Genomic DNA, 25,540 nt, shown 5'->3' on the forward strand with positions numbered 1-25,540 from the left:
GGTCCGCGAGCAGGGCGAGGCCGGCCGCCGGACCCGACGCCTCCGCGGCGGCGACGGCCCGGGCCAGCCCCGCCGCGGGGTTCGGGGCGACCGACATGAGCAGGTCGTACAGGCGCACGATCTCCGGCCAGTCGGTGCCGTCGTAGGAGGCGGCGCGGGCGTGCTCCGCGGCGATCGCGGCCTGCAGCTGGTACGGGTCGGCGCGCCGCTGCGACGCCTCCAGCGACGCGTTGAGCAGCGCGATCCCGCGGGCGATCGCCGCCGCGTCCCACCGCGTGCGGTCCTGGCAGTCCAGGGTGACCACGGCGCCGGAGGCGTCGAGGCGGGCGGGCCGGCGGGCCTCGGTGAGCAGCAGCAGCGCGAGGACGGCGGCGGGCGCGGGCTGGCCGGGAAGCAGCGCGTGCAGCAGCTCGGCGAGCCGGACCGCCTCGCGGCAGGCATCCACGTCATAGGTGGCGTGCCCCGACGTGTACAGGCTGTGGATCACGCCGCACACCGCGGGGAGCCGCGCCGGGAGCTCTGACGGCGCCGGCACCCGGTAGGGGATGTGCGCGGCGGCGATCTTCTGCCGGGCGCGGGTGAGCCGTTTCTCCGTCGCCGCCTCGGTACTGAGCAGCAGCCCGGCGATCTGCGCGGGCGACAGGCCGCACAGCGTCCGCAGCGCGAGGGCGACCTGCGTCGGGGGCGACAGCGCCGGGTGGCAGCAGGTGAAGATGAGCCGGAGCAGGTCGTCGTGCACGACCTCGTCGGGCGGCAGGTCCGCGCGGGCCAGCTCGATCATCCGGGTGCCCTCCTCCTCCTTGCCGCGGCGGGCCTGCTCGCGGCGCAGGATGTCGATGGCCTTGCGGCGGGCGGTGACGGTGAGCCACGCGCGGGGCTGCGGCGGCACCCCGGTCACCGGCCATGCCCCGAGCGCCGCGAGGGCCGCCTCCTGCACGGCGTCCTCGGCGATCTGGACGTCGCCGACGGTCCGGATCAGGGTCGCGAGGATCCGCGCCCCTTCCACCCGGACCGTTTCGGCGACGGCGTCGTGCACGCCGCCTACCTGGCGGCGATGACCGGGCGGACCTCGACGGCGCCGCCCCACGCCGCCGGGATCTGCGCGGCGATCGCGACGGCCTCGTCCAGGTCGGCGGCCTCGATCAGGTAGTAGCCGGTCAGGGCCTCCTTCGTCTCCGCGTACGGGCCGTCGGTCGTGACGACCTTCCCGCCGCGGGCGCCCTCGACCCGGACCACGGTGGCCGTCGCCGTCGGGTGCAGGACGGCGCTCGCCCGGAGGCTGCCGGCGTTGTCGACCGCGAACTGCCGGTACTCGGCGAGCTCGGCTGCCTGCTCCGGCGCCCACCAGTCGACGTCGGCGGTGTAGGTCAGTGCGAGGTACTGCGGCATCGGACCGCTCCTTCCATCTCGGGAACTCAACCATGGAACGAGCGGCACCCGCCGGGAAAGGACATCAGGACCCGGTGATTGCCGGATGAGAATTTGATTTGGCAGAAAGTTCTTACCTGGCTCCCAGGAAGCACCGTTACGTTGGTTGCATGCGCCGCGAGGAGGCACCACGCGACCTTGAGGTCGAGTTCGATGTCCCGGCCCACGGCGACGTCCTCGCCCAGGGTGACGACGCCCCGTCGCGCCCGCCCCGGCAGTGGCCGAAACTGCCCGCCCCCCGCAGGAACGTGCTGCTCGCCGCCGTGGTCCTGCTCGCGCTGGCATTGACCGCCTACGTCGCGTTCCAGGCCGGCGGCGGCGGAGCCGAGACGGCGAAGCCGCGCCCGTCGGCGTCGCCCTCGCCGTCGGCGTCCGGGCCGCCGACGATCGCGCAGGTCTACGCGGCCGTCGCCCCGTCGGTCGTCACCATCCAGGCCATGAACGGCGAGGCCGTCACCGCGTCCGGCACCGGCGTCGTCGCCAGCGCGCAGGGGATCATCCTGACCGCGTTCCACGTCGTCGAGGGTGCCGCCGGCATCCAGGTCATCTTCGCCGACGGCACCAAGACCCGGGCGAAGGTCGCCCAGTCCGACCCGGCCCTCGACATCGCCGCGCTCGCCCCCGAAGGGCTGCCGGACGTGCTCGTCCCCGCCGTCATCGGCAACTCCGAGCGGCTCGCCGTCGGCAACACCGTCATCGCCATCGGCAACCAGCTCGGGCTCACCAGCAGCGCCACCGCCGGCGTCGTGTCCGGCCTGCAACGCACCGCGACCAACCCCGACGGCACCAAGCTCACCGGGCTCATCCAGTTCGACGCGGCCGTGAACCCCGGCAGCTCCGGCGGCCCGCTCCTCAACGCCAAGGGCGAGACGATCGCGATCGTCGTGGCCCTCGCCAACCCGACCTCCGCCGGCACGTTCGTCGGCGTCGGCTTCGCCGTGCCGATCGGCGCCGCCCTCGGCGCGGGCGGCGGAGACCAGGCACCACAGCAGTAAGCACCCGCTCGCAGACGTAAGGACGATACGTGGACACACCATCCGAAAGCGGCATCACCAGCGCGGTCGAGCAGGTTCTGTACGAGGTCAAGAAGACCATCGTCGGGCAGGACGCGCTCCTGGAGCGGCTCATGGTCGCCCTGCTGTCGCGCGGGCACATCCTCGTCGAGGGCGTCCCCGGCCTGGCCAAGACCCTCGCGGTGAAGGCGCTCGCCGCGGCGATCGGCGGGCAGTTCCACCGCGTCCAGTTCACCCCCGACCTGGTGCCCGCCGACATCGTCGGCACCCGCGTGTACCACCAGGTCAGCGGCCAGTTCCAGGTGTCGCTCGGACCCGTGTTCACCAACCTGCTGCTCGCCGACGAGATCAACCGGGCGCCGGCGAAGGTGCAGAGCGCGCTGCTGGAGGTCATGCAGGAGCAGCAGGTGACGATCGGCCGGGAGACGCACCACATCCCGCGGCCGTTCCTGGTCATGGCCACCCAGAACCCGATCGAGTCCGAGGGCACGTATCCGCTGCCCGAGGCGCAGGTCGACCGGTTCATGATGAAGGTCGTCGTCGGCTACCCGAGCCCGACGGAGGAGTTCGTCATCGTCGAGCGGGCCATCTCCCCGGCGCCGCTGCTGCAGGCGATCGTCGACCCCACCCGGCTGATCGAGATGCAGGGCGAGGTCGAGCAGGTCTACGTCGACCCGGCGCTCATCGAGTACTCCGTCCGCCTCGCCAACGCGACCCGCCGGCCCGAGGAGGTCGGGCAGGGCGACCTCGCCCGGTACATCAGCTTCGGCGCCAGCCCGCGCGCCTCGATCAACCTGGTCCTCGCCGCGCGGGCCCTCGCGTTCATCCGCGGCCGCGACTACGTCATCCCGCGCGACCTGACCGAGCTCGCCCTCGACGTGTTCCGGCACCGGCTCGTGCTCTCCTACGAGGCGCTGTCCGACGACGTCACCGCCGACACGATCCTCACCCGGGTCATGGCGGCGCTGCCGGTGCCGGCGCCGGTGCGCAGCGGAAGCCGCTGACCGTGACGGGCGCACCCGACCGGCTGCTGCGGCGCCTGGAGTGGCAGGTGATCCGAAGACTCGACGGGCAGCTGCTGGGCTCCTACCGCACCGTCTTCCGCGGTTCCGGCATCGACTTCGCCGACCTGCGCGAGTACACGCACGAGGACGACGTCCGCCACATCGACTGGAACGTCACGGCGCGCCTGGACGAGCCCTACGTCCGTCAGTACACCGAGGACCGCGAGCTCACCGCCTGGCTGGTCCTCGACCTGTCGGCCTCGATGCGCTTCGGCACCTCCGGCGGCAAGGACGGCCTGCTCACCGAGCTGGCGGTCTGCCTCGCGCGGCTCTTCACCCAGGGCGGCAACCGGATCGGCGCCGTCCTCTACGACAACGGGCTGCAGCGGGTCGTCCCGCCGCGCACCGGCCGCAACCACGTCCTGCGGCTCGCCCACGAGATCTCCCGCGCCGCTTCGGCCGTCGGGGACAAGCCGGGCGCCGCCACGGACGTCGACGGGATGCTGCGCCTCGCCGCGTCGCAGGCCCGCCGCCGGTCCCTGGTGTTCGTCATCTCCGACTTCATCAGCGGCGACGCCGTCAACTGGGAGTCGTCGCTGACGCGGCTCACCCACCGGCACGAGGTCGTCGCGATCCGGGTCGTCGACCCGATGGAGCTGGACCTGCCCGACCTGGGCCTGGTCCTCGTCGAGGACGCCGAGACCGGGGAGCAGGTCCTCGTCGACACCAGCGACCCACTCTTCCAGCAGCGGCTGCGCGAGGAGGTCGACGGCCGCGAGGCCGCGGTCGCGGCGGCGATGCGCCGGGCGCGCGTGACCCCACACCTCGTCACCACCGACCAGGACCCGCTCCTCGCCCTGGTCGACATGGTCCGCTGGTCGAAGCGGCGCCGCTCATGAGCGGGCCGCAGCGGAGCGAGGACCCGCGAATCATGGGTGCAGGGTGGAGCTCAGGCCGATGCCGGAGCGCAGCGGAGGCGTCGGCATGAGCTTTCAGAATCCCTGGCTGCTGGTCGTCGGAGTGGTCGTCGGAGTGGTTGTCGCCGGCGGTTACTGGTGGCTGCAGCGGCAGCGTGGTCTTGCGTTGCGCTCCGCCGGCCTTGCCGTGGGCAAGGATCGGATCCGCCGCCACGTGCCGCCCGTGCTGTTCCTCGTCGCGCTGACCCTGCTGCTGCTGTCCGTCGCCCGGCCCCAGGCCGAGCTGCCGGTCGCCCGCGCCGCCGGGACCGTGATCCTCGCGTTCGACGTGTCCAACAGCATGGGCGCCGACGACGTCGCACCCACCAGGCTCGCCGCCGCCCAGGCCGCCGCGATCGAGTTCGCCGACGCGCAACCCGACAGCGTCAGCATCGGCGTCGTCGCGTTCGACGAGGGCGCGCTCACCACCCAGCAGCCGTCCGAGGACCGGGCCGCGACGACCGCCGCCATCAAACGCCTCCGGGTCAACGGCGGCACCTCCCTCGGCCAGGCGATCCTCGCCTCCCTCACGGTCATCGCCGGCAAGCCCGCCACCCTCCCGGAGGACGGCCAGCCCGCGCCGGACCTCGGGTACTGGGGCAACGCCACCATCGTGCTGCTCTCCGACGGCGAGAACACCGGCGGACCCGACGCCGTCGCCGCCGCCCAGCTCGCCGCGACCGCGGGCGTCCACATCGAGACCGTGGGCGTCGGCACCGTCGACGGCACCACCGTCGAGGTCGACGGCTTCCAGGTCGCGACGTCCCTGGACGAGGAGCTGCTCACGGAGGTCGCGAAGACCACCACCGGCAGCTACCACCGCGCCGAGAACGCCGAGGCCCTCCACGACGTGTACGAGTCGCTGGACCTCCGGCTCACCGTGCAGACGAAGCCGGTCGAGCTGACCGGCGCCGCCGCGGCGCTCGCCGTGCTGCTGCTCACCATCGGGGGAGTACTGATGACCACCTGGTTCGGACGGATCCTCTGATGTCGCTGCACTGGCCGTGGGCCCTCGTCGCGCTGCTGGCGTTTCCGCTGCTCCTCGCGGTCCGCTGGTGGACCCGCCGCCGTCGCCGCCGGGCCGCCGTCCGGCTGCCGAGCGTGGGGCTGATCAGGGCGGCGCTGCCCGGCCGTACATCATGGAAACGCCGGATCCCGCTGTGGATCTTCGCCGCTGGGCTGCTCGTCACCGGCACCGCGGCCGCCCGGCCGGAGGCGTCCGTCGTCGTGCCCGACAGCGCTGCCACGATCATCCTGGCGATGGACGTGTCCGGTTCGATGTGCTCCACCGACGTCTCACCCAACCGGCTCACCGCCGCGCAGAAGGCCGCCCGGGAGTTCATCAAGGACCACGACGGCAACCAGAAGATCGGCCTGGTCGCGTTCTCCGGCATCGCCGGCCTGATCGTCCCGCCGACCACCGACACCAAGCAGCTCCTCGACGCCATCGACGGCCTGCGCACCGCCCGCGGCACCGCGATCGGCCTGGCCATCCTCACCTCCATCGACGCGATCGCCGAGATCAACCCCGACGTCCCACCGACTGGCGTCGAGGTCCCCGACGACGGCGTCGCCACCGGCGAGTACGAGCCCGACACCATCGTCGTGCTCACCGACGGCCGCAACACCGACGGCGTCGACCCGATGACCGCCGCGGCCGCCGCCGAGGCCCGCCGCCTGCGCGTCTACACGATCGGCTTCGGCACCTCCGTCCCCTCCCCGATGGTCTGCTCCAGCGACCAGATCAGCAGCGGCGGCCAGTTCCGCGGCGGCCCCGGCCCCGGCGGCCAGTTCGGCGGCCGCGGCCGCTTCCAGGACATGGACGAGGGCACCCTCACGAAGGTCGCCGAGACCACCGGCGGCAAGTACTTCAAGGCCGAGGACGCCGAAGCCCTCGGCGACGTGCTCCGCGACCTGCCCAGCCAGGTCACCCTCCAGCGCAAGAAGACCGAGCTGACGTCGTGGTTCGCCCTCGCCGGCGCCCTGCTGGTCCTGCTCGCCGTCGCGCTGTCCCAGTGGTGGAACCGCATGCGGCCACCCGCGCCTTCGGCGGTCAGCCGCCGCTGAACCCGGCCCGGCGGCCGCACTTGATCACCGCGGCTACCTTGACCGGCGTGACCGCCCGGCCCGCCCCGGCGCCATTCACCTGGCGCCGGGCACCCCTGTCCATGCTGCTGCTCGCGCTCATGCTGCTGTGGATGCTGAGCCCGGTGATCTGGCTCTACGCCATCGGCCAGATCGGTCCCGACTCCAACGTCGCCCAGACCCCCGAGCAGTCCCGCGCGCTGCGCGTCGCGGACTGGACGACGTTCTCCTACGCCCTCATCGCCCCGATGGTCGTGGTCTCCGTCTCCTGGTGGACGAGGCGCCGCGTGGTGCTGACCCTGACCCTGTCGGCGCTCGCCCTCGGCGCCCTGGCCGTGATCGCCCTGCTGCTGATGACCTGACCGCGCCGGGTTTGGTTCGTCGCCGCTGATCCGCTCAGCGCTGGCGGGCGGTCGTCGCCGGGCGTGACGGTGTCCGCGTCGTGGACGCCGGCGAAGGCCTGCGTCGTGATCCGGAACCGGGTCGCGCCGGCGCCACGGTGGCCAGGCGCCGGGGAGGAGGCGCCGGAGCGGCTCGGGGTGCGGGCGGTGGCCGGGGATGTGCTCGACGCCGTGCTGAAGTACCTCGACGACGCGGACGTCCGGATCGGCCAGGCCGCGGTGTTCGCGGTGACCCGGTTCGTCCAGTTGCTGCTGCCGGAGTGCCGGGGCACCGCGGCGGGCGCTGCTGCGGGGGATCGGGTTGCGGTGGTGGTTCGGCGGCTGCGGGTGGTTGCCGGCCGGGATGACGGCGGGGTGGGTGCGGCGGCGGCGTACGCGTTGGCGGAGCTGGGCGCCGACACTGCGGACCTGCTGGACCGGGCGGCGTTGGCGGTGCGGGCCTGCACGGCGCTGTCGCCGGCGACCGCCGGCGATGCCCGTGCGGTCGCGGCGCTGGAGGAGGCGTTGCGGCACACCCCGGACAACGACGACTGGCTGGGTCTGGGGTCGCGGCTACAACGGTTGCGGCTGCACATGGAGTTCGCGGCGGCGGGAGAGCGGGCGGGCGGCTTCGACGAGCTGGTGCCCGGCGCCCTCGTGGTCGCCACGCCGGAGGCCGGGACGACCGGGAACGGGTGGGGGCCGCTGCTGCGGGTGGCGTTCCCGCCCGGATGGCAGGAGCGGCCGCTTACCGGCAACCAGCGGGAGTTCCTGCATCGGCTGGTCGGCAACGACTCCGTCTGGGGCGAGTGGGCGACGGACACGCCGTCGCGCCTCGCCGCGGTCGGGCTTCCCCCGGACCGGGAGGCCTGCCGGACCCTGATCGGGGCGCGGGCGGGTCGTGACAGGGGTCGGCGGGGTGGCCTAGGCTCCGGCCGTGCGGGTGAAGATCCATGACGAGACGGCCGGTGGGCGGGTCGTCGGGGCGATGGAGCTGGACGTTGCCGGGCCGGTGCGGCTGCGGGAGCTGATCCGGTTGCGGGTGCGGGAGGAGGTCGCGCGGTACAACGCGCGGCCGGTCGAGCGCTTCCACGGGCTGGTCCGGCCGACGGCGGCCGAGGCGGATCTCAACGGGTACCTGATGCCCACGCCGGCGCGGATCGACTGGGAGCGGCAGGCGGACGCCGCGGTGGCCGCCTTCGAGCGGAACGGGTTCTTCGTGCTCGTCGGGGACCGGCAGGTGGAGGACCTCGACGAGGAGCTGACGCTCGACGAGGCGTCCCGCGTGGTGTTCATCCGCCTCGTGCAGCTGGTCGGCGGATGACCGCCGCCGAAGCCCTCGCCGCACACCAGGCCCGGGCCGCGCAGGTGCTCCCCAACCCCGCCGGGCTGAACGCCGACGCGGTCGAGGACGTGCGGCGGCGCGTGCTGCCGTCCCTCGACGACGAGCACGTCCGGTCCGTCACGGTCGCGCTCGTCGAGCGGGCGGCGGGCAACTACGGGTGGGGAGCGTGGGCGCCCGGCCGCCTCTTTCCCGACCTCGAGGCCCGCCGGCCGGCGTGGACGGTGACCGACGTCGGGCTGCTGTTCGACCTCGCCCGGCGGGCGTCCAGCAGGTCGGCGGAGGCCGTGCTCCGGGTCGCCGTCGGCGCCGCCGAAGGACTGGACGCGGCCGGCCGGGCCCAGCTCGTGGAGCGCTTCTGGGAGGCGCAGGCGATCGACGCTTCCTCCGCGGCTCGGGCGGAGCTGGTGCGGCGGCTGATGCAGCTCGCGGACACCACCGGCAACGGCGTGCCTGGCTGGGCGGGGCGGATCTGGCTCGGCGACGGCTGGAGCCGGGCCGCGGTCGCGCTGCTGCGGTCCGCGCCGGCCGGCACCGACGACCTCGGCCCGCTGCTCGACCACGCGCTGACCCTGACGTCCGGTCCGCGGCCGACGAAGGCGTGGGTGCAGCGCGCCGCCGGGCTGCTGGACGGGCGGGCGGGGCTGCTCGATCTGCTGCACCGGCTGCTGCATCTCGCCCACAACTGCCGGCCCGAGTCGGTCGAGCAGCACTATGCGACGTTCCCCATGCGGGTCAGTCAGCACAACGCCGACCTGGTGCGGGGGCTGCTGTGGGCGGCGCAGGTGTCCGGCGAGGAGTGGCTGGTGCACGTCGTGCTGGCGCTGGAGCCGACGCTGCACGAGCCGAAGCCGCTCAACGCCTGCTACGCGGTGCTGGGCCGGCGCGGCGACGCCGACGCGATCGCCGCGCTCGTGCGGATGCAGCGCGCTACCCGGCACCGCGGGAAGCTCAAGCAGATCGCGGCGGCGCTGGACGAGGCCGCTGCCGCCGCCGGGATCAGCCGCTCGGAGCTCACCGAGCTGACGATTCCCGACTGCGGCCTCGACCGGCGGCGGCAGCGGCGCATCGGAGCCGCGCTCATCGAGGTCGACGAGCGGGCCCGGGTCCGCGTGACGTGGGACGACGGCGCGGACAAGACGGACGCGGAGGTGCGCCGCGCCACCGCCGACCTGAAGAAGGCCCTCGCCGACGAGCGGGCCCGCCTCGAGGACCTGCTCGTCGAGGACCGCGACTGGCCCATTCCGGTGTGGCGGCAGCGGTACGCCGAGCACCCGGTCACGGGCGGCCTCGCCACCCGCCTGCTGTGGACGGTCAGCGACGGGGACCACCGGTACACCGGCATACCGGACGCGGACGGACGTTTCACCATGGCGGACGGCACGAACACGATGCCGGGCGACGCGGCGCGGGTGCGCCTGTGGCACCCGGTGGACGCCGATCCGGAGGAGGTCCGCGCCTGGCGGGCGCACATCCTCGACCACGAGCTGGCGCAGCCGTTCAAGCAGGCATTCCGCGAGGTGTACCTGTTGACCCCCGCCGAGGAGGAGACCCGCGTCCACTCGAACCGGTTCGCGGCGCACATCCTGCGGTACCAGCAGGCCTACGCGCTCATGAAGGAGCGCCGGTGGGGCAGCAACTACCTCGGCGGCTGGGACGGGGGCTACGACGGCGAGGCGAAGCGGGAGTTCCCCGCGGCCGGCCTGACGGCCGTCTTCCACCACGAGCAGGCCGTCGACGGTGGCGGCGACCCCGTGCAGTTCTGCTCGACCGACCGGGTCCGGTTCGAGCGGGGCCGCGGCCGGGCGCGGCAGGAGGTCCCGCTGGCGGAGATCCCGGCAAGGGTCTTCAGCGAGGCGATGCGCGACGTCGACCTGTTCGTCGGGGTCACCTCCATCGCCACCGACCCGACCTGGGCCGACCACCGCACCGACGACGCCCGGTTCGGCTACTGGCAGGCGTTCGCGTTCGGCGAGCTGACGGCCAACGGCCAGGTCCGCCGGCAGGTCCTGGAGCACCTGCTGCCACGGCTGAAGATCCGCGACCGGGCCAAGCTCGACGGCCACTACCTCGTCGTCGACGGCCGCCGCCACACGTACCGCATCCACATCGGCAGCGGCAACATCCTCATGTCCCCGAACGACCGCTACCTGTGCATCGTGCCGGCCGGCGCCGCCAAGACCCCGGGGGTGCGCTTCATCCCCTTCGAGGGCGACGCCATGCTGTCGATCGTGCTGTCGAAGGCCATGCTGCTGGCCGACGACCACAAGATCACCGACCCGAGCATCCTCCGCCAGCTCGGCTAGTACGGCAGCCCGCGTTCGGGGGACGTCCGAGGCCGAGTCGTCGTGCGTAGTGAGCGAAGCGGCACCCAAACGACCCACCCGCCGGGGCATGTGTCAGCGTGTGTGCCTTCGGGGAGGTGTGATGGCGACACAGGACTCGTTCCACGCGTACGTGTCGGGCCGGCTCGCGGCGTTGTCGCGGCTGGCGTATCTGCTGTGCGGAGACCGGCACGCCGCGGAGGATCTGGTGCAGGTGACGCTCATCAAGGTCGCCCGGCACTGGGAACGGGTGAGCGCCGGCAGTATGTCGCCTGCGTGGCTGCCCACGGATCTGTGGCGGCGTGGGAGACGGCAGCGGTCCCGGGGCAGGATCGTTGCCGTCGCCGCGGTGGTGCTGCTGTGTGCGGCCGTGGCCGTGTTGCCCGGCCTGCATGTCGAGCCCCAGCCGGCCGAGGGCGGCCCGGTCGTCCCCCGCAGCGTCGGGCTTCCGTACTTCTGGCAGGCGACGGTTGACATGGCGCCGCCGGGCCCGGCCTCGGTGCTGTTCGGCGGCGACAGTCTGGGGTTGAGCAGCGACCCGTTCGAGGAGGACGGCGGCAAGCTCGCCGTGCTCGGCCACAACGGCGACTACCGCATACTGCGCTATCCCAGCGATGGAGTGCGCGCCGGGCAGGGCGCGCGGCTGTCGCCGGACGGCAGCCTGGTCGCGCACAGCGATCTGACCGGCGGGCCGGCTGGGTGGCTGGTGGTCACCGATCTGCGTACCGGTCGTAGCCGTGGCTACAGCGGCGGCGAGACGGCCTGCTGCGCGGAGGTCGTGGCCTGGCGGCCGGACAGCGGCGCCGTCCTGGCACTGCAGTCCGCCCGCGACGGCTATCCGATCGACGGCCCGGCGGCGCGGTACGTCCTGGTCGACCTGGCCAGCGGCGCGGTCACTCCGGTCGAAGACCGGCTTCTGTGGGACGACAACGCCTCGGCGTGGGGGGCGGCGTTCGCCCCCGACGGCCGTGGGTTCGTCGCGGCGAGGACGGCCGCCCACGGCACCGAACTGCGCGGCTACGACGCCACCGGCCGCCGGGTGTGGACCCGCGACCTCGGCGGCCGACGACTGGCGGGCTCGGGCGCCTACACCTCGGACAGTTCGACGGTGGCGCTGCTGACCGTCGACGAATGCCCGTTCCAGTGTGATCACGATCAGCGCGACGCCCGGGGATGGCGGGTCTCGTATCTGGACCCCGCCACGGGTGCCGACCGCGAAGGGCCGGCGCTGCCCGAGGTGACCGGCGCGGCGGTGCGGGCGCTCGGCTGGCACGGCGATGCCCTCGTCGTCGTGCAGTACGAGTCAGAGGACTACGTCACCGCAGCCGACAGCGAGACGCGGGAGATCCGGCATGTCCGCGTGCTGGCGCTTCGGCCTGGAGCCGTGGACGTGGTGCTGGATCCGCCGGCCGACGTCGCCTCCATCGACATCGCGCAGGACCTGGTCCGCAACGGGCAGTTCGGCGGTCCGGTGCCGGCACCGGCGATGCTGCCCGCCCGCTGGTCGGTCGTCGCGCAGGCCGCGCTGTGCCTGCTGTGCCTGCTGGCACCGGTGGCGGCAGCCGTCGTCGTCTTCGTGAGGGTGTGGGCGGCTCGCCGGCGTCGCGCCGCCGCCGGATGACAGCAGAGCGCCGGCCACAACGGCGGCTGCTGCCCTAGGACACCGGGGTGAGCAGGACGATCGGGATCTCGCGGTCGGTCTTCTGGGCGTACTCGTCGTACAGCGGGAAGATGCCCGCCATCTGGGTCCAGAGCGGGGCGCGCTCGGCCGGGGACGCGACGCGGGCGCGGGCGGTGAACCGGCGGGTGCCGACCTGCACCCCGACGCTCGGGTCCGCCTCCAGGTTCTTGAACCACGCCGGGTCGTCGTCGGCGCCGCCCTTGGAGGCGACGACCACGAAGTCGTCCCCCGTGGTGCCGTAGATCAGGCAGTTGCGGCGCGGCTCGCCGGTCCGGCGGCCGGTCGTGGCGAGCACGAGGGTGAGCACGCCGTTCGACTCGTGCCCCTCGGTGCCGCCGGAGGCCAGGTACTTGCGGGTGTGCTCGGCGACCCAGTCCCACTTCGAGTCGGTGGCGCGGTCGAGGTCTTCGGCGACGGCCATGTCGGGCGGTCCTTTCTGATGCGGACGGTACCGGTTGTTCCTACCCCATGGACGGAGCCGGCAACACGTTCTCGACATCGGAAAGGACCGCCCGTGGCGCGGTCAGTTCAGGTTCCAGGTCACGGTGTCGGTGACGGGGGTGCCGTTGATGGTGGCGGTGACCTGGAAGGTGTTGGCGCCGGCGCGCAGGGTCACGCCGGTCCACTTGAAGATGTGATCGGCGCTGGTGCGGGAGCCGAGCGAGACGCCGTTGAGGGTGGCGGTGACGGATGCCGCATTCGAGTAGACCTTCAGCTCGGTCGCGGCGGTGGTGCGCTGGGTCCAGCGGCGGCTGGTGATGTACAGGGTGGGCGCCGCCGACCAGTTCGCCTTGTAGAAGTAGAAGGCGTCCTTGCGGGTGACCCGGTCGCGGGTGACGAGCCCCTTGTCGTTGATGCCGGGCTGGCCGCCCTCGTTGCGCGCGTCGGCGGCGAAGTCGAACATGTTCCACACGTACGTGCCCCACACGTACGGGCGGGCGTCGAGCTGCTTCCAGGACGCCTCGTGCAGCAGCGCCTGGTACTCCTCGGGGTGGTACTGGCCGCCGGGGCTGGGGGCGGCGGGGTTGAGGGCGTGCTGGGTGGTGTTGGCGCCCGCGCCGTACTCGGACAGGGCGATGCGGCGGGACGGGTTCGCGGCGTGCAGGCTGTCCAGGTTCCCGCCGAGGTCGTTGTAGCCGCCGTTGTACCAGCCGAAGTACTTGTTGTAGCCGCTGGCCTCGGCGTGGTTGTTGACGGCGCCGGTGTCGCTGACGCAGCAGCTGGCGTAGACGGAGACCCGGTCGGGGTCCTCGGTGTTGACGAGGCCGGCGAGGTTGTCCAGCAGGGCGTTGGTGGCGGCGTTGTCGACCCGCTGCTCGTTGCCGATGCCCCAGAAGACGATCGACGGGTGGTTGTAGTTCTGCCGGATCAGCTCGATCATCTGCTGGCGGGCGTTCGCCGTGTACCCGGCGGAGTTGGTGGTGTCGTTGACGAGCGGGATCTCCGCCCAGACGACGAGGCCGCGTTCGTCGGCGAGGTTGTAGTCCTTCTGGTCGTGCTGGTAGTGCGCCATCCGGATGGTGGTCGCGCCGATCTCGCGGATCAGGTCGAAGTCCTGGGTGTGCTGGGTGTCGTCGACGGCCCAGCCGACCCCGGCACGGTCCTGGTGCAGGTTCACGCCGTGCAGGTCGTACGGGTGACCGTTGAGGGTGAAGCCATTGTTGGGGTCGACGCCGAAGGTGCGCAGGCCGAGGGGCTCGGTGACCACGTCGGTGACCTGACCGTCGGAGCGGATCTCGACGTTCGCCTTGTACATGTACGGGTCGGCGAGCCCGTCCCACCGGTGCGGGTTGGCGATGGTGACGGTCTGCACGACGTCCACACCGGCGTTCGCGGCCACGGTACGGGCGGGCAGCGACTGGTCCGCGACGATGTTGCCCGCCGCGTCGGTGACGACCGTGCGGACGACGACGGAGCGGCTCGACGTGTAGTTGTTGAACAGTTTCGTGGTCACGTCGACGGTCGCCGACGCCGCGGTGACGGACCGCTGCCGCAGGTACACGCCGGGCCCGGCGGAGTCGAGCATCCGCACGGCGAGGGGGTCGACGACCTGCAGGCTGACGTTGCGGTAGATGCCGCCGTAGAACGTGAAGTCCGCGGACAGCGGCGGGATGTCGGCGTTGTTGGCGTTGTTCACCTTGACCGCGATGACGTTGTCCTGCCCCACCTTGAACGCCGACGTGGCGCCGAAGCGGAAGCGGGAGTAGCCGCCGGAGTGCTTGCCGAGATAGGTGCCGTTGACCCACACGTCGGCGACCTGGTTCGCGCCGGCGAACTGCAGGAACAGCATCTTGCCGGCGAAGGACGCCGGGACGGTGTAGTGCCGCCGGTACCAGCCGACGCCGCGGTAGTAGTTGTTGCCGCCGTCGGCGCCGTCGGCGGCGTTCCAGGTGTGCGGGACGCTGAGCTGCTGCCAGCCGCTGTCGTTGAAGGCGGTGGCCTCGGCGCCGGCGACGTCACCCTTGGTGAAGCGCCAGCCGGAGTTGAGGTCGACCCGCTGCCGGAGCGCGGGCGGGGTGTACGTGGCCGCGGACGCGTGGGGCGCCGCGATCACGTTGGCGGCCACGACCATGACGGCCGTGGCGAGCCACGTGACGATCCTGGGCATTGTTCACTCCCGAACGGGACGTATGGCGGTACGCGCCGCCCCGGGCGGGGCAGCGGTGAGGTGCCGTGTTCAGTTGAAACGCAGCCGCGCGACCTGTTCGACGAGCAGGTCCCGCCAGGTGGTGCCGAGCGGGTCACCGAGGAACGGCAGGAGCGCGTCGACGAGCGAGGCAGGGGTGGAGCGGCCGGCCGCCGCGTCCGCCAGCGCCGCCGCCTGCGGGTCCTCGACGGGTTGGCGGGTGGCGACGTACACCATCCACGCCGCGACGGCGAGCGCCGTCCACTGTGGAGTGTGTCCCGAACTGAGACGGTCGCGGGCGGTGCCGAGCAGCCGGATCGGCAGTTTGAGTGACCCGTCGGCGGCGACCTGGACGGTCCGGTGGCCGAGCGCCGGGTCGGCGAACCGGCGCAGGATCGACTCCTGGTAGCCGCGCAGGTCGAAGCCGTCCGGCAGGGTCAGGGTCGGCGCGGCGTCCTCGGTCATGAGCCGCCACGCGGCGTCGGCGAGGGCGGGGTCGGTCATCGCCGACGCGATCGTCCCGTGGCCGGCGAGGGCGCCGGTGTACGCGAGCAGCGAGTGGGTCGCGTTGAGCAGCCGCAGCTTCGCCGCCTCGTACGGCGCGACGTCCGTGGTGAACGTGGCGTCCCACGCGGGCCGCCCGGCGGCGAACGTGTCCTCGATGACCCATTGGCTGAAGGGTTCCGCGACGACCGTGCCTTCGTCGCGGACGCCGAGGATCCGCTGTACATCGGCGAGATCGGCGGCGGAGGTCGCGGGGACGATCCGGTCCACCATGCAGGACGGGAACGCGACCGAGGAGCCGATCCACTCGACCAGCCGGTCACCGGCCGGCAGGGTGGCGGCGTGGTCGAGGACGATCCGGCGCAGGGTGGCGCCGTTGGCGGGCAGGTTGTCGCACGGCAGCACGCTGAGCGGCCCGGCGTCGGCGCGGCGGCGCAGCTCCAGGCCGGCGACGAGCCGCTCGACCGCGTTGCCGGGCCGGTAGCCCTTCTCGGTCACGGTGAGGGTCACCAGGCGCACGGCCGGGTCGGCGATCCTGTTCACCAGCTCGAACGCCAGGCCGATCTCGCGCAGGGCACCGACGATCCGCGGCGGCCCGGCGCCGACGCCCCGTTCGAGGACGGTGTACAGGCAGTCCTGCGGCGCGAGCTGGTCCCGGACGGTCGTGGACCGCTGGGTGAATCCGGCGATCCCCCAGGTCGGGTCGGCGGCCAGGGTGGCGTCGGTGTAGACGGCCTGGTGCGCCCGGTGGAACGCGCCGACGCCGAGGTGCACGATGCCGACCCGCACGTCCGCCGGGTTGTACGGCAACGCGGGCAGCGATCGCAGCGCGGACATCGACAGGCGGGTCACCAACTGTGCATCGTCCCGTCTTCGAGACGGTTCACCGGCAGCGACGCCGGCTTGTACGGGTACCGCGCGGCGAGCTCCTCGTCGATGTCGACGCCCAGCCCCGGCTCCTCGGACGGGTGCAGGTAGCCGCCGTCGAAGTGGTACCCGTGCGGGAACACCTCGTCGGTTGCCTGGGTGTGCCGCATGTACTCCTGCAGCCCGAAGTTCGGGATGGCGACGTCGACGTGCAGGGCGGCGGCCATGCAGACCGGGGACAGGTCGGTGGCGCCGTGCGAGCCGGACCGCACGTGGTGCAGCGCCGCCAGGTCGAAGATGCGCCGCAGGTGGGTGATGCCGCCGGCGTGCACGACGGTCGCGCGGATGTAGTCGATGAGCTGCTCGCGGATGAGCTGCTCGCAGTCCCAGACCGTGTTGAACACCTCGCCGACGGCGATCGGGGTGGTGGTGTGCTGGCGGATGAGCCGGAACCCGTCCTGCAGCTCGGCGGGGACGGGGTCCTCGATCCAGGTCAGGTCGTACGGTTCCAAACTCTTGCCGAGCCGGGCGGCCTCGATCGGGGTGAGCCGGTGGTGCACGTCGTGCAGCAGCCTGACGTCGGGGCCGAACTCGTCGCGGACGCGGGCGAACACGGACGGCGTGTGCCGCAGGTACTTCGCCGTGGACCACACGTTCTCGGTCGGCAGGGTGGCGTCGGCGGGCTCGTAGTACATCTTGTCGCCGGAGACGCCGTAGGTGCTGGCGAGCCCGGGGACGCCGGTCTGCACCCGGATGGCCTTGTAGCCGAGGTCGACGTACCTGGCGACCTCCACCAGCACGTCGTCCACCGTGGATCCGTTGGCGTGGCCGTAAACGGTGACGCCCTCGCGGGAGCGGCCGCCGATCAGCTTGTACACCGGCAGCCCCGCGATCTTGCCGAGGATGTCCCACAGGGCGGTGTCGACGGCGGCGATCGCGCTCATCGTGACGGGCCCGCGCCGCCAGTACGCGCCCTTGTACAGGTACTGCCAGGTGTCCTCGATGCGGGTCGGGTCACGGCCGATGAGCTGCGGCACCACGTGGTCGGTGAGGTAGCTGGCGACGGCGAGCTCGCGGCCGTTGAGGGTGGCGTCGCCGACGCCGGTGACGCCGTCGTCGGTGACGATCTTCAGTGTGACGAAGTTGCGGTCGGGGCAGGTGACGATGACCCGGGCCTCGCTGATCCTCATGCGGGGTCTTCCTCTTTGACTCGGGCGACGAGCTGGGTCGGGTTCACCAGGCGCAGGGCCAGGACGAGCAGCACGAGCATCGTGCCGGTGTAGATGACGGCCATCGCGTCGACGGACTGCTGCGCGCGGATGCCGGCGGCGGACATCGAGTTGTAGAGCGCGACGACGAGCGTGGTCGAGTCGGGCCCGGCGGTCAGGAACGTCAGCTCGAACATGCCGACGGTGCGGACGAGGACGAGGATCGACGCGGCGAGGATGCCGGGGACGAGCAGCGGGGCGAGGATGCGGGTGAAGATCTGGCGGGTGCCGGCGCCGCACATGCGGGCGGCGCGTTCGATGGTGGGGTCGATCTGCTCGATGAACGGGGTCATGGTGAGGATGACGAACGGCACCGACGGCACCAGGTTCGCCAGCACCACCCCGGTCATGTGCCCGGCGAACCCGTACTTGTAGAGCACGGTCGCCAGGGGGATGCCGTACGTGATGGGCGGCATCAGGATCGGCAGCAGGAACAGCAGGTACAGGACGCGCCGGCCGGGGAACGAGCGGCGGGCCAGCACGTAGGAGGCGGGCACGCCGACGAGGACGGAGATGCCGACGACGAGCGCGGACACCTCCAGGGTGGTGACGAGGACGGGGAGCAGCCCGAAGTCGCGCCACGCCTCGCCGTACCACTGGCCGGTGAAGCCGGAGGGCAGCCACGTGTCGAACCACTGCCGGCCGAACGAGCTGACGACGACGGAGCCGACGAGGCCGAACAGGTTGACGAAGAAGAACGCGACGACACCCCAGACGAGCCAGGCGGCAGGACGCGCGGTGAGTCTCATCCTTTGCCTCCGGTGGATCCGGTGTACAGCAGCGACCGCCAGCCGAGGACGGCGGCGATGACGGCGAGCTCGACGAGGCCCATGACGACCGCGATCGCGGACGCCTTCGGGTAGTCGTACTGTTCGTAGCCGGCGTGCCAGGCGGCGATGGAGATGACGCGGGTGTCGCCGGCGGGGTCGCCGACGAGGACCGCGGACGGGAACACGCTGAACGCGAGCACGAACGTCAGGCAGAACGTGGTCGCCAGGCCCGGCGCGAGCAGCGGCAGGGTGATCCGCCGGAAGCGCTGCGCCCAGCCGGCGCCGAGGGTCGCGGCGGCCTTCTCCAGGGTCGGGTCGATGCCCGACAGGTACGACAGCACCAGCAGGAACGCGAACGGGAAGCCGGTGATGACGAGGGAGAAGAACACGCCCCAGTAGTTGTGGGTGAGCCGGACCGGGTCGTCGATGATCCCGGCCGCCATCAGGGTGCGGTTGAACCAGCCGGTGGGGCCGAGGAAGTTGAGCAGCCCCTGCGCGGTGAGGACCGTGCCGAGCGTGATCGGCACGACGAGGACCGTGGTGAGCAGCCGTTTGCCGCGGAACCGGCCCCGCATCCGGTAGGCGATCGGCACCGACGCGCCGACGTTGAGCAGCGCCACCGGCAGTGACAGCCACAGCGTCGTGGTGAGGGTGCCGCGCTCGTACGCGTCGGCGAAGAACGACCGGTAGGCCTCGAACGGGCCGCCCTGTTCGGGTTGGAACGACAGGCCGATGCCGTAGAAGAACGGGTAGACGAACAGCGTCACCACGAACAGCAGCGCGGGTCCGAGCAGGAGCAGCTGCCGGTCGACGCCGCGCTCGGCGAGCCGGTGCCGCAGCGCCACCTTGGCCATCAGTCGTCACCGCCGGCGCGGAACACGAGCAGCGCCGACGGGTCCACCGCGAGACGGACCTTGTCGCCCGGCGCGGGCCGGGTCTCGGTGCGCAGGTGCAGGCGCTGCCCGGCCTCCGTCACGACCTCGACGGCGACCTCGCGGCCCTGGTACTCCACCACCTCGACGGTGGCGGGGAACCCGTCGTCGGCGACCCGCAGCGACTCCGGTCGTACACCGGCGACAACGGCATCCCCGACGGTCAGGTCGCCGACGGGGGTGCCGGTCAACGTCAACCCGCCGGCCTCCACCACTGTGGACGGTCCGGTGTGGACGACCTTCATCGGCAGCAGGTTGCGGAAGCCCATGAAGTCGGCGACGTGCCGGTTCGCGGGCTGGGTGTGCAGCTGCTCCGGGGTGCCGACCTGCTGGACGCGCCCGTTGCGGAGCACGACCAGGCGGTCGGCCATCGACAGCGCCTCCTCCTGGTCGTGCGTCACGTAGACGGTGGTGAGGCCGAGCGCCTGGTGCAGGCGGCGGATCTCGGTGCGCATCTCCAGCCGCAGCTTCGCGTCCAGATTGGACAGTGGCTCGTCCATCAGGACCAGCGACGGCTCCAGCACGACCGCGCGGGCGATCGCGACCCGCTGCTGCTGCCCGCCGGACAGCTGCCCGGGCAGCTTCCGCGCCTGCTGCTCCAGGTGGACCAGGGCGATCGCCTCGTCGGTGCGGCGGCGGATCTCGGCGCTGGGCAGGCGGCGCATCTGGAGCCCGAACGCGATGTTCTTCGCCACCGTCAGGTGCGGGAACAGCGCGTAGTTCTGGAAGACCATGCCGAAGCCGCGCTTCTCCGGCAGCAGCGTGTCGAGGCGGGTGTCGTCCTGCCAGATGCTGCCGGCGGTGAGCGGCAGCAGGCCGGCGAGGCAGTTGAGGGCGGTCGACTTGCCGCAGCCGGACGGGCCGAGCAGGGCGATGAACTCGCCCCGCTCGATCGTCAGGTTGAGGTCGACGAGCGCGTCCTGACCGCCGAAGCGCCGGGTCACGCCCTCGAGCCGCAACTGGTTGAAGGTCACTTCTTCACCTTCGCCCCGCCCACCTCGCGGTCCCACTTGTCGAACGCGGCGACGAGCGCCTTCGCGTCGAGCGGGACCTCCAGGGGGTTGCCGGAGATGAGCTGGTCATACTCGGGCCGGCCGAAGTCGGTGATCGCCTTCTGGCTGTCGGCGGGCGCCATCGACAGCGGCACGTCCTTGACCGCCGGGCCCGGGTAGAAGTAGCCCTTGTCGTAGGCCTTCGCCTGCTGCTTCGGGCTGAGCATGTCCTGCAACAACAACAGGATCGCGGCCTGCTTGTCGGCGGAGACGCCCTTCGGCACGACGGCGTAATGCGCGTCGGTGACCCAGTGGAAGCCGTTGAGCGAGCCGATCTTCGCCTCCTTCGGCACCTGGCCGAGGACGCGCGGGTTGATGTCCCAGCCGGTCGTCGTCGCGATGATCTTCGCGGAACCGTTCGCGAGGGACTTCATCGTCTCGCTGGTCGAGCTCGGGTACAGCTCGACGTACTTGTTGAGCTCGGTGAGGTACGCCCAGGTCTTCTCCCAGCCGTTGACCGGGTCCTTCGGGTCCTTGTCACCGAGCAGGTACGGCAGGCCCATGAGGAACGTGCGGCCGGGCCCGGAGTTCGCGGGCCGGGCGTACTGGACGGCGCCCGGGTTGGCCTTCGCGTACGCGAGGAGCTCGTCGGCGCTCTTCGGCGGGTTCGGCACCTTGTCCGGCAGGTACTCGATCAGCGGGCCCGACGGGTAGTAGGTGACGGTGACGCCGAAGTCCCCGGCGAGCTTCTGCATCGCGGCGGCGCCGGGCAGGTAGCTGTTCATGTTGGACAGGCGCTGGGCGTACGTGGGAAGCAACGGCTGCCAGAGCCCCTGGTCCACACCGGCGGCGAGGCCGTCGACACCGGTGAGCACGAGGTCGATGTCGACCCGTCCGGCGTTCTGCTGCGCCTTGACCTTCGGTGCGAGCTCGGGCGCGGTCGCCTTGGAGTAGGTGACCTTGCTGATCGTGTCGCCGTGCGCGGACACGAAGTCGTCGATCATGCCCTGGGTGAGCTGCAGGTTGCCGGCGACGTCGAGGATGTTGAGCGTCACGGGGGACGCGGGCTTGAGCGGCAGGTCGCCACTGGACGCGGCCGACGGGGTGTTCTTCGCCGGGGCGCCGCAGCCGGCGACGAGCGTGAGGGTGAGCAGTGCGGCGAAGTGTCTGCGGGTCAGGGACATAGCGGGATTCCCTTCTGGTGCACGCTTCAGGGGGTGTCGTGCGGAGTTGCTCAGGTGGTGCTGGCCGCGGGTGGGCGCCCGGTCGAGTGGCGGACCATGAGTTGTGACGGGAGCTCGCGGCGGGCGAGGGCGGCGCGGTCGGGGTCTTCGAGCAGCTGCAGCAGCATGTCGACGCCGGCGCGGCCGATCGGCTCCTGCGGTTGGGCGACGGTGGTCAGCGACGGGCTGACCATCTGGGACAGCACGATGTCGTCGAAGCCCATGACGCTGATCGCCTCGGGCACCTTCACGCCGCGGGTGGCGAACCAGTTCAGCAGGCCGAGCGCGACCAGGTCGTTGTAGGCGATGACGGCGGTGACGCCGGTCGCCAGCACCAGATCCGCCGCCGCGACACCGCCGGCGAACTGCGGCACGAAGTTGCCGACCTCGACGAGCTCGATGTCGCCGGCCGCGGTCACCGCCCGCAGCGCCTTGGCCCGCTCCCGGTTGGACCACGACGCCCGCGGGCCGGCGACGTAGGCGATCCGCCGGTGGCCGAGGGCGGCGAGGTGCGCGACGGCCTGCCGGATGCCGTCGACGTTGTCGATGGTGATCGCCGGGATCTGGCCGACCCGGCGGTTGAGCATGACGATCGGCGTCTCGCCGGCGACCGAGCGCAGGTCCTCCTCGGTCATGCGCGGCGAGCAGAGCACGATGCCGTCGACCTGCTTGCTCAGCGCCCTGACCAGGCCGGCCTCGGCGTTGGGGTCCTCGTCGGTGTCGGCGAGGAAGACCGAGAAGTCCGACTCGCGGGCGCGGCTCTGCACGCCCTTGACGACGCCCGGGAAGAACGGGTTGGTGAGGTCGGGCACGATCAGCCCGATGTTGCCGGTGCGGCCGGTGATCAGGCCGCGGGCCGCGCGGTTGGGCTGGTAGCCCAGCTCGGCCGCCGCCCGCTCGACCCGGGACCTGGTCTCGGCCTGGACGAGCGCGGGTGTGGTCAGCGCCCGGCTCACCGTCGACGGCGACACGCCGGCCACGCGGGCCACGTCCTTGATCGTCACCGGCATCGAGCACGCTCCCTGGGTCTCGTGATGACGGCAAGCATGAAATCGTTTGTAGGTCGATGTCAAGAGATTCCTCACGCTCACTCTTGACGCGGCGATTTCGTGCGCACACAGTGATGAGAACGTTTGTGGGATCTACCTCTGAGGAGTCACCACGGTGCCGCAGCTCCACCTCGACCCCGACCGGGCCCTGCCACCGGACCCCACGACCAGGGAGCTCGCCCGCACCGTCTACGCCGCGACCCGGTCGCTGCCGCTGGTCTGCATGCACGGCCACGTCGACGCCGCGCTCCTCGCCGACGACACCCCGTTCGGCGACCCGGCCGCGCTGCTGATCACCCCGGACCACTACGTGACCCGGTTGGTGCATGCGGCGGGTGTACCGCTGGAGGCGCTGGGCGTGGGCCCCTCGGCGACGACCGACCCGCGGGCGATCTGGCGGACGTTCTGCGCCAACTGGCGACTATTCCGGGGCACCCCGTCGCGGTACTGGCTGACCCACGAGCTCGTCGAGGTCTTCGGCGTCTCGATCGTCCCGTCCGCGGCCACCGCCGACGAGCTGTACGACGCCCTGTCATCGCGCCTCGCATCGCCGGAGTTCCGCCCGCGGGCCCTGTTCTCCCGGTTCGGCATCGAGGTGCTCGCCACCACCGACTCGCCGCTGGACGACCTCGACGCCCACGCCCGCCTGGCCGCCTCGGGGTGGGGCGGCCGGGTCATCCCCACCTTCCGCCCCGACGCCCTCGTCCACCTCGACCGTCCTGCGTGGAGCGCCGACGTCGCCGCCCTCGCCAAGCGCGCCGACGTCCCCACCGACGACTACGACGGCTACCTGGCGGCGCTGCGCGCCCGGCGGCAGGCGTTCATCGCCGTGGGCGCCCTCGCCACCGACCACGGCCACGAGTCCGCCGACACCACCCCGCTGCCGCCGGCCGAGGCCCGCCGTATCTACGCCGCCGCCCTCGCCGGCCAGGTCACCCCCGCGGAGGCGCGCGCGTTCGCCGGCCACATGCTGTACGAGATGGCCGCCATGTCCTGCGAGGACGGCCTGGTCATGCAGCTGCACCCCGGCGTCCTGCGCAACCACAGCACCGCCGCGTTCGAGCAGTACGGCCCGGACCGCGGCTTCGACATCCCGGTCACCGCCGAGTTCACCCGCTCGCTGCGCCCGCTGCTGCAGTCCTTCGGCCGCCACCCCGCGCTGCGCCTGATCCTGTTCACCGTCGACGAGACGGTCTACAGCCGCGAGCTGGCCCCCCTCGCCGGCGTCTACCCCGCCGTCCGCCTCGGCGCCCCGTGGTGGTTCCTCGACAGCCCCGAGGGCCTGCGCCGCTTCCGCGCCTCGGTCACGGAGACGGCGGGCTTCTACAACACCGCCGGCTTCGTCGACGACACCCGCGCGTTCGCCTCGATCCCGGCCCGCCACGACCTGGCCCGCCGCATCGACGCCGGCTACCTGGCGGGCCTGGTCGCCCAGCACCACCTGGACCTCGACGAAGCCATCGAGACGGCGGTCGACCTCGCCTACACGATCCCGAAGGAGGTCTACACCCGCCCCGCGACGTGACCAAGTTACGATGACGCATGCGGGCGATCGCCACGAACAAGCGAGGCAAGGTGCTGGTCCTCGGCATCTTCGCCCTGCTGCTCGGCGGCGTCGGCACCGCGGGTGCGGCCATCACGACGGTGCCGGCCTGGCGGGCGGCACAGGGCGCCGGGGTGACGGGCACCTTCACCCTCACCGACCCCCGGCCCTGCGACCGCTGGGATCCGCCACGGCAACGATGCGGATGGGTCGGCGACTTCGTCAGCGACGACGGCACCGTGGTGCGCCAGGACAAGGGGTTGTCCGGAGGGCTGCCGCCCGGCGCCAAGGTCGGGGACAGGCTCCCCGCCCGCGACACCGGAAGCCCAACCGTGATCTATCCGTTGGCCGGCGCCCAGAGCTGGAAGGACGACGCCATGACCCTCGCCATTTCCGTGGCCGCCTTCGTCCTCGGCCTCGTCCTCACCCGGCCGTGGTCCTGGTGGCGCGGCCTACGGCAGCTCAAGGCGCGAGGCCAGGCACCAATTTAGCCGGCCGATTGAGGCGGGATGTCGAGGACGGCGACGTCGGTGGCGGTGAGGCTGCCGGCGATGACGGTGCCGGCGTGTTCGGCGACCGAGGTGACGAAGCCGTAGGAGCCGTCGGTGGTGCGCAGGTCGTGGACGAGGCGGCCGTCGAGGGTGAAGGCCATGACCCACGCGATCGGGGTCGCCTTGGGGCGCAGGGCAGCGGGCAGGTTCCAGGCCAGGAGGCGCAGGAGGCCCGGCAGCGGCAGGAGGCGGTCGAGCAGCGGGTTACGGGGAGCGGCGATCGCGACCCACAGCAGGCCGTCGCTGCCGAGGCTCATGTTGTCGGGGAAGCCCGGCAGGTTCTCCACGAAGGGCTCGACCCGGCCGTCGGGCCAGCAGCGGCGGATGCGGTACCCGGCGGTCTCGGCGAACAGCAGGTGGGTGCCGTCGGGGGCGAGGACCAGGCCGTTGGCGAACTTCAGGTCGTGCAGCAGGGTGGTGACGGTGCCGTCGGGGTCGCGGCGGATCAGGCGGCCGGTGCACGTGTGCTCGTACATGTCGCCGAGGTGGTGTTCGAGGTCCCAGCGGGTCGTCGACGTGGTGAACCAGATCGTGCCGTCCGGGCCCTGCACGACGTTGCTGGCGAACGTCAGCGGCGCGCCGTCCACGGTGTCGACGAGCACCTCGACCGTGCCGTCCGTGGTGACCCGCAGCAGGCCACGGTCGTGGTCGCAGACCAGGGCGCTGCCGTCGGGGCACGGTTGCACGCCGAGGGGGCGGCCGCCGGTGTCGGCGACGACCGTGTGCGAGCCGGCCGGGCCGAGACGCAGGAGCCGGCCGTCGGCGGTGCCGGTGACGACGGTGCCCGACGCGTCGAACATGACGTCCTCGGGGCCGTGGCCACCCGTCGCCAGCCGCCGCGCGACGACGAACGTGCCGGTCGGCCCGGTGTCGCGTACCGCGGACGGCCGCCATCGACGCGGCACGATCCAGCGGCGGGGCATGCCAGCACCTTACGACGGGACGGCCGCACCTGCTACGTCCGGGAAGGCCGGCGACGCGCACCGCCTTCGAAGGGGGCGC

General features: G+C 72.1%; 24 protein-coding genes. 12 read left to right on the forward strand and 12 right to left on the reverse strand.

Annotated features, from left to right (window positions below; translation table 11 throughout):
- Nucleotides 1–1,036 (reverse strand): sigma-70 family RNA polymerase sigma factor (locus AB0J72_RS51410; RefSeq protein ID WP_363414054.1); only part of this gene is annotated, 1,036 nt, incomplete at its 3' end.
- 5 nt (nt 1,037–1,041) lie between these two features.
- Nucleotides 1,042–1,389, reverse strand: coding sequence for a YciI family protein (locus AB0J72_RS51415; RefSeq protein WP_344499299.1), 348 nt, complete (start codon nt 1,387–1,389; stop codon nt 1,042–1,044).
- Between the two features lie 149 nt (nt 1,390–1,538).
- Here AB0J72_RS51415 and AB0J72_RS51420 point away from each other — a divergent pair, with 149 nt between their 5' ends.
- The 10 genes from AB0J72_RS51420 to AB0J72_RS51465 all read left to right on the forward strand — a co-directional run bounded on the left by AB0J72_RS51420 (nt 1,539) and on the right by AB0J72_RS51465 (nt 12,153).
- Nucleotides 1,539–2,423 carry a trypsin-like peptidase domain-containing protein gene (locus AB0J72_RS51420; RefSeq protein WP_363414058.1) on the forward strand — a complete coding sequence of 295 codons (885 nt, stop codon included), beginning with the start codon at nt 1,539–1,541 and terminating at the stop codon, nt 2,421–2,423.
- Between the two features lie 29 nt (nt 2,424–2,452).
- Nucleotides 2,453–3,445 carry a MoxR family ATPase gene (locus tag AB0J72_RS51425; RefSeq protein ID WP_363414061.1) on the forward strand — a complete coding sequence of 331 codons (993 nt, stop codon included), beginning with the start codon at nt 2,453–2,455 and terminating at the stop codon, nt 3,443–3,445.
- A 2-nt stretch (nt 3,446–3,447) separates the two neighbouring features.
- On the forward strand, nt 3,448–4,344 hold the full coding sequence (locus AB0J72_RS51430) for a DUF58 domain-containing protein (RefSeq protein WP_363414064.1): 897 nt from the start codon (nt 3,448–3,450) through the stop codon (nt 4,342–4,344).
- Nucleotides 4,345–4,429: 85 nt separating this feature from the next.
- Nucleotides 4,430–5,389: a VWA domain-containing protein gene (locus tag AB0J72_RS51435; RefSeq protein WP_363414067.1), complete on the forward strand. Its 960-nt coding sequence runs from the start codon at nt 4,430–4,432 to the stop codon at nt 5,387–5,389.
- Nucleotides 5,389–6,468 carry a VWA domain-containing protein gene (locus tag AB0J72_RS51440; RefSeq protein ID WP_363414070.1) on the forward strand — a complete coding sequence of 360 codons (1,080 nt, stop codon included), beginning with the start codon at nt 5,389–5,391 and terminating at the stop codon, nt 6,466–6,468. The genes AB0J72_RS51435 and AB0J72_RS51440 overlap by 1 nt, the downstream gene beginning before the upstream one ends.
- A 47-nt stretch (nt 6,469–6,515) precedes the next feature.
- Nucleotides 6,516–6,848 (forward strand): hypothetical protein, encoded by a 333-nt coding sequence (locus AB0J72_RS51445; RefSeq protein WP_363414073.1) that lies wholly within the window; start codon nt 6,516–6,518, stop codon nt 6,846–6,848.
- Nucleotides 6,849–6,911: 63 nt separating this feature from the next.
- Entirely contained in the window at nt 6,912–7,823 is a 912-nt protein-coding gene (locus tag AB0J72_RS51450) for a hypothetical protein (RefSeq protein WP_363414076.1), read from the forward strand.
- On the forward strand, nt 7,804–8,190 hold the full coding sequence (locus tag AB0J72_RS51455; RefSeq protein ID WP_363414079.1) for a hypothetical protein: 387 nt from the start codon (nt 7,804–7,806) through the stop codon (nt 8,188–8,190). Before AB0J72_RS51450 ends, AB0J72_RS51455 begins: the two co-directional genes overlap by 20 nt.
- Nucleotides 8,187–10,514 carry a DUF4132 domain-containing protein gene (locus tag AB0J72_RS51460; protein WP_363414082.1) on the forward strand — a complete coding sequence of 776 codons (2,328 nt, stop codon included), beginning with the start codon at nt 8,187–8,189 and terminating at the stop codon, nt 10,512–10,514. The genes AB0J72_RS51455 and AB0J72_RS51460 overlap by 4 nt, the downstream gene beginning before the upstream one ends.
- Before the next feature lie 121 nt (nt 10,515–10,635).
- Nucleotides 10,636–12,153, forward strand: coding sequence for a sigma factor (locus tag AB0J72_RS51465; protein WP_363414085.1), 1,518 nt, complete (start codon nt 10,636–10,638; stop codon nt 12,151–12,153).
- A gap of 34 nt (nt 12,154–12,187) precedes the next feature.
- Here AB0J72_RS51465 and AB0J72_RS51470 read toward each other — a convergent pair whose 3' ends face one another.
- The 9 genes from AB0J72_RS51470 to AB0J72_RS51510 form a co-directional block, all read right to left on the reverse strand.
- On the reverse strand, nt 12,188–12,634 hold the full coding sequence (locus tag AB0J72_RS51470) for a nitroreductase family deazaflavin-dependent oxidoreductase (RefSeq protein ID WP_363414088.1): 447 nt from the start codon (nt 12,632–12,634) through the stop codon (nt 12,188–12,190).
- Nucleotides 12,635–12,736: 102 nt separating this feature from the next.
- Nucleotides 12,737–14,821 carry a glycoside hydrolase family 2 TIM barrel-domain containing protein gene (locus tag AB0J72_RS51475; protein ID WP_363414091.1) on the reverse strand — a complete coding sequence of 695 codons (2,085 nt, stop codon included), beginning with the start codon at nt 14,819–14,821 and terminating at the stop codon, nt 12,737–12,739.
- Nucleotides 14,822–14,890: 69 nt separating this feature from the next.
- Nucleotides 14,891–16,195: a mannitol dehydrogenase family protein gene (locus AB0J72_RS51480; protein WP_363414094.1), complete on the reverse strand. Its 1,305-nt coding sequence runs from the start codon at nt 16,193–16,195 to the stop codon at nt 14,891–14,893.
- Nucleotides 16,192–17,400, reverse strand: a complete 1,209-nt coding sequence (gene manD, locus AB0J72_RS51485) for a D-mannonate dehydratase ManD (RefSeq protein WP_363414097.1) — start codon at nt 17,398–17,400, stop codon at nt 16,192–16,194. Before manD ends, AB0J72_RS51480 begins: the two co-directional genes overlap by 4 nt.
- A complete protein-coding gene (locus AB0J72_RS51490; protein WP_363414100.1) occupies nt 17,397–18,227 on the reverse strand; it encodes an ABC transporter permease subunit in 831 nt (276 codons plus the stop codon). Before AB0J72_RS51490 ends, manD begins: the two co-directional genes overlap by 4 nt.
- Complete coding sequence (locus AB0J72_RS51495; RefSeq protein WP_363414103.1) at nt 18,224–19,102, reverse strand: ABC transporter permease subunit; 879 nt, start codon at nt 19,100–19,102, stop codon at nt 18,224–18,226. The genes AB0J72_RS51490 and AB0J72_RS51495 overlap by 4 nt, the downstream gene beginning before the upstream one ends.
- On the reverse strand, nt 19,102–20,154 hold the full coding sequence (locus AB0J72_RS51500; protein ID WP_363414106.1) for an ABC transporter ATP-binding protein: 1,053 nt from the start codon (nt 20,152–20,154) through the stop codon (nt 19,102–19,104). The genes AB0J72_RS51495 and AB0J72_RS51500 overlap by 1 nt, the downstream gene beginning before the upstream one ends.
- On the reverse strand, nt 20,151–21,356 hold the full coding sequence (locus AB0J72_RS51505; RefSeq protein ID WP_344499330.1) for an extracellular solute-binding protein: 1,206 nt from the start codon (nt 21,354–21,356) through the stop codon (nt 20,151–20,153). The genes AB0J72_RS51500 and AB0J72_RS51505 overlap by 4 nt, the downstream gene beginning before the upstream one ends.
- A gap of 50 nt (nt 21,357–21,406) precedes the next feature.
- Nucleotides 21,407–22,405: a LacI family DNA-binding transcriptional regulator gene (locus AB0J72_RS51510; RefSeq protein WP_354896414.1), complete on the reverse strand. Its 999-nt coding sequence runs from the start codon at nt 22,403–22,405 to the stop codon at nt 21,407–21,409.
- Between the two features lie 154 nt (nt 22,406–22,559).
- Between AB0J72_RS51510 and uxaC the strand changes: the two genes are divergently transcribed.
- A complete protein-coding gene (gene uxaC / locus AB0J72_RS51515) occupies nt 22,560–23,969 on the forward strand; it encodes a glucuronate isomerase (RefSeq protein ID WP_363414110.1) in 1,410 nt (469 codons plus the stop codon).
- Nucleotides 23,970–23,986: 17 nt separating this feature from the next.
- Nucleotides 23,987–24,478, forward strand: coding sequence for a hypothetical protein (locus AB0J72_RS51520; protein WP_363414112.1), 492 nt, complete (start codon nt 23,987–23,989; stop codon nt 24,476–24,478).
- Here the strand turns inward: AB0J72_RS51520 and AB0J72_RS51525 are convergent.
- Entirely contained in the window at nt 24,475–25,461 is a 987-nt protein-coding gene (locus AB0J72_RS51525) for an SMP-30/gluconolactonase/LRE family protein (RefSeq protein WP_363414115.1), read from the reverse strand. The two genes, AB0J72_RS51520 and AB0J72_RS51525, sit on opposite strands and share 4 nt — an antisense overlap.
- Between the last annotated feature and the right edge of the window lie 79 nt (nt 25,462–25,540).

It is taken from the genome of Dactylosporangium sp. NPDC049742 (assembly GCF_040674675.1).
GTDB classification, from domain to species: Bacteria; Actinomycetota; Actinomycetes; order Mycobacteriales; family Micromonosporaceae; genus Dactylosporangium; species Dactylosporangium maewongense.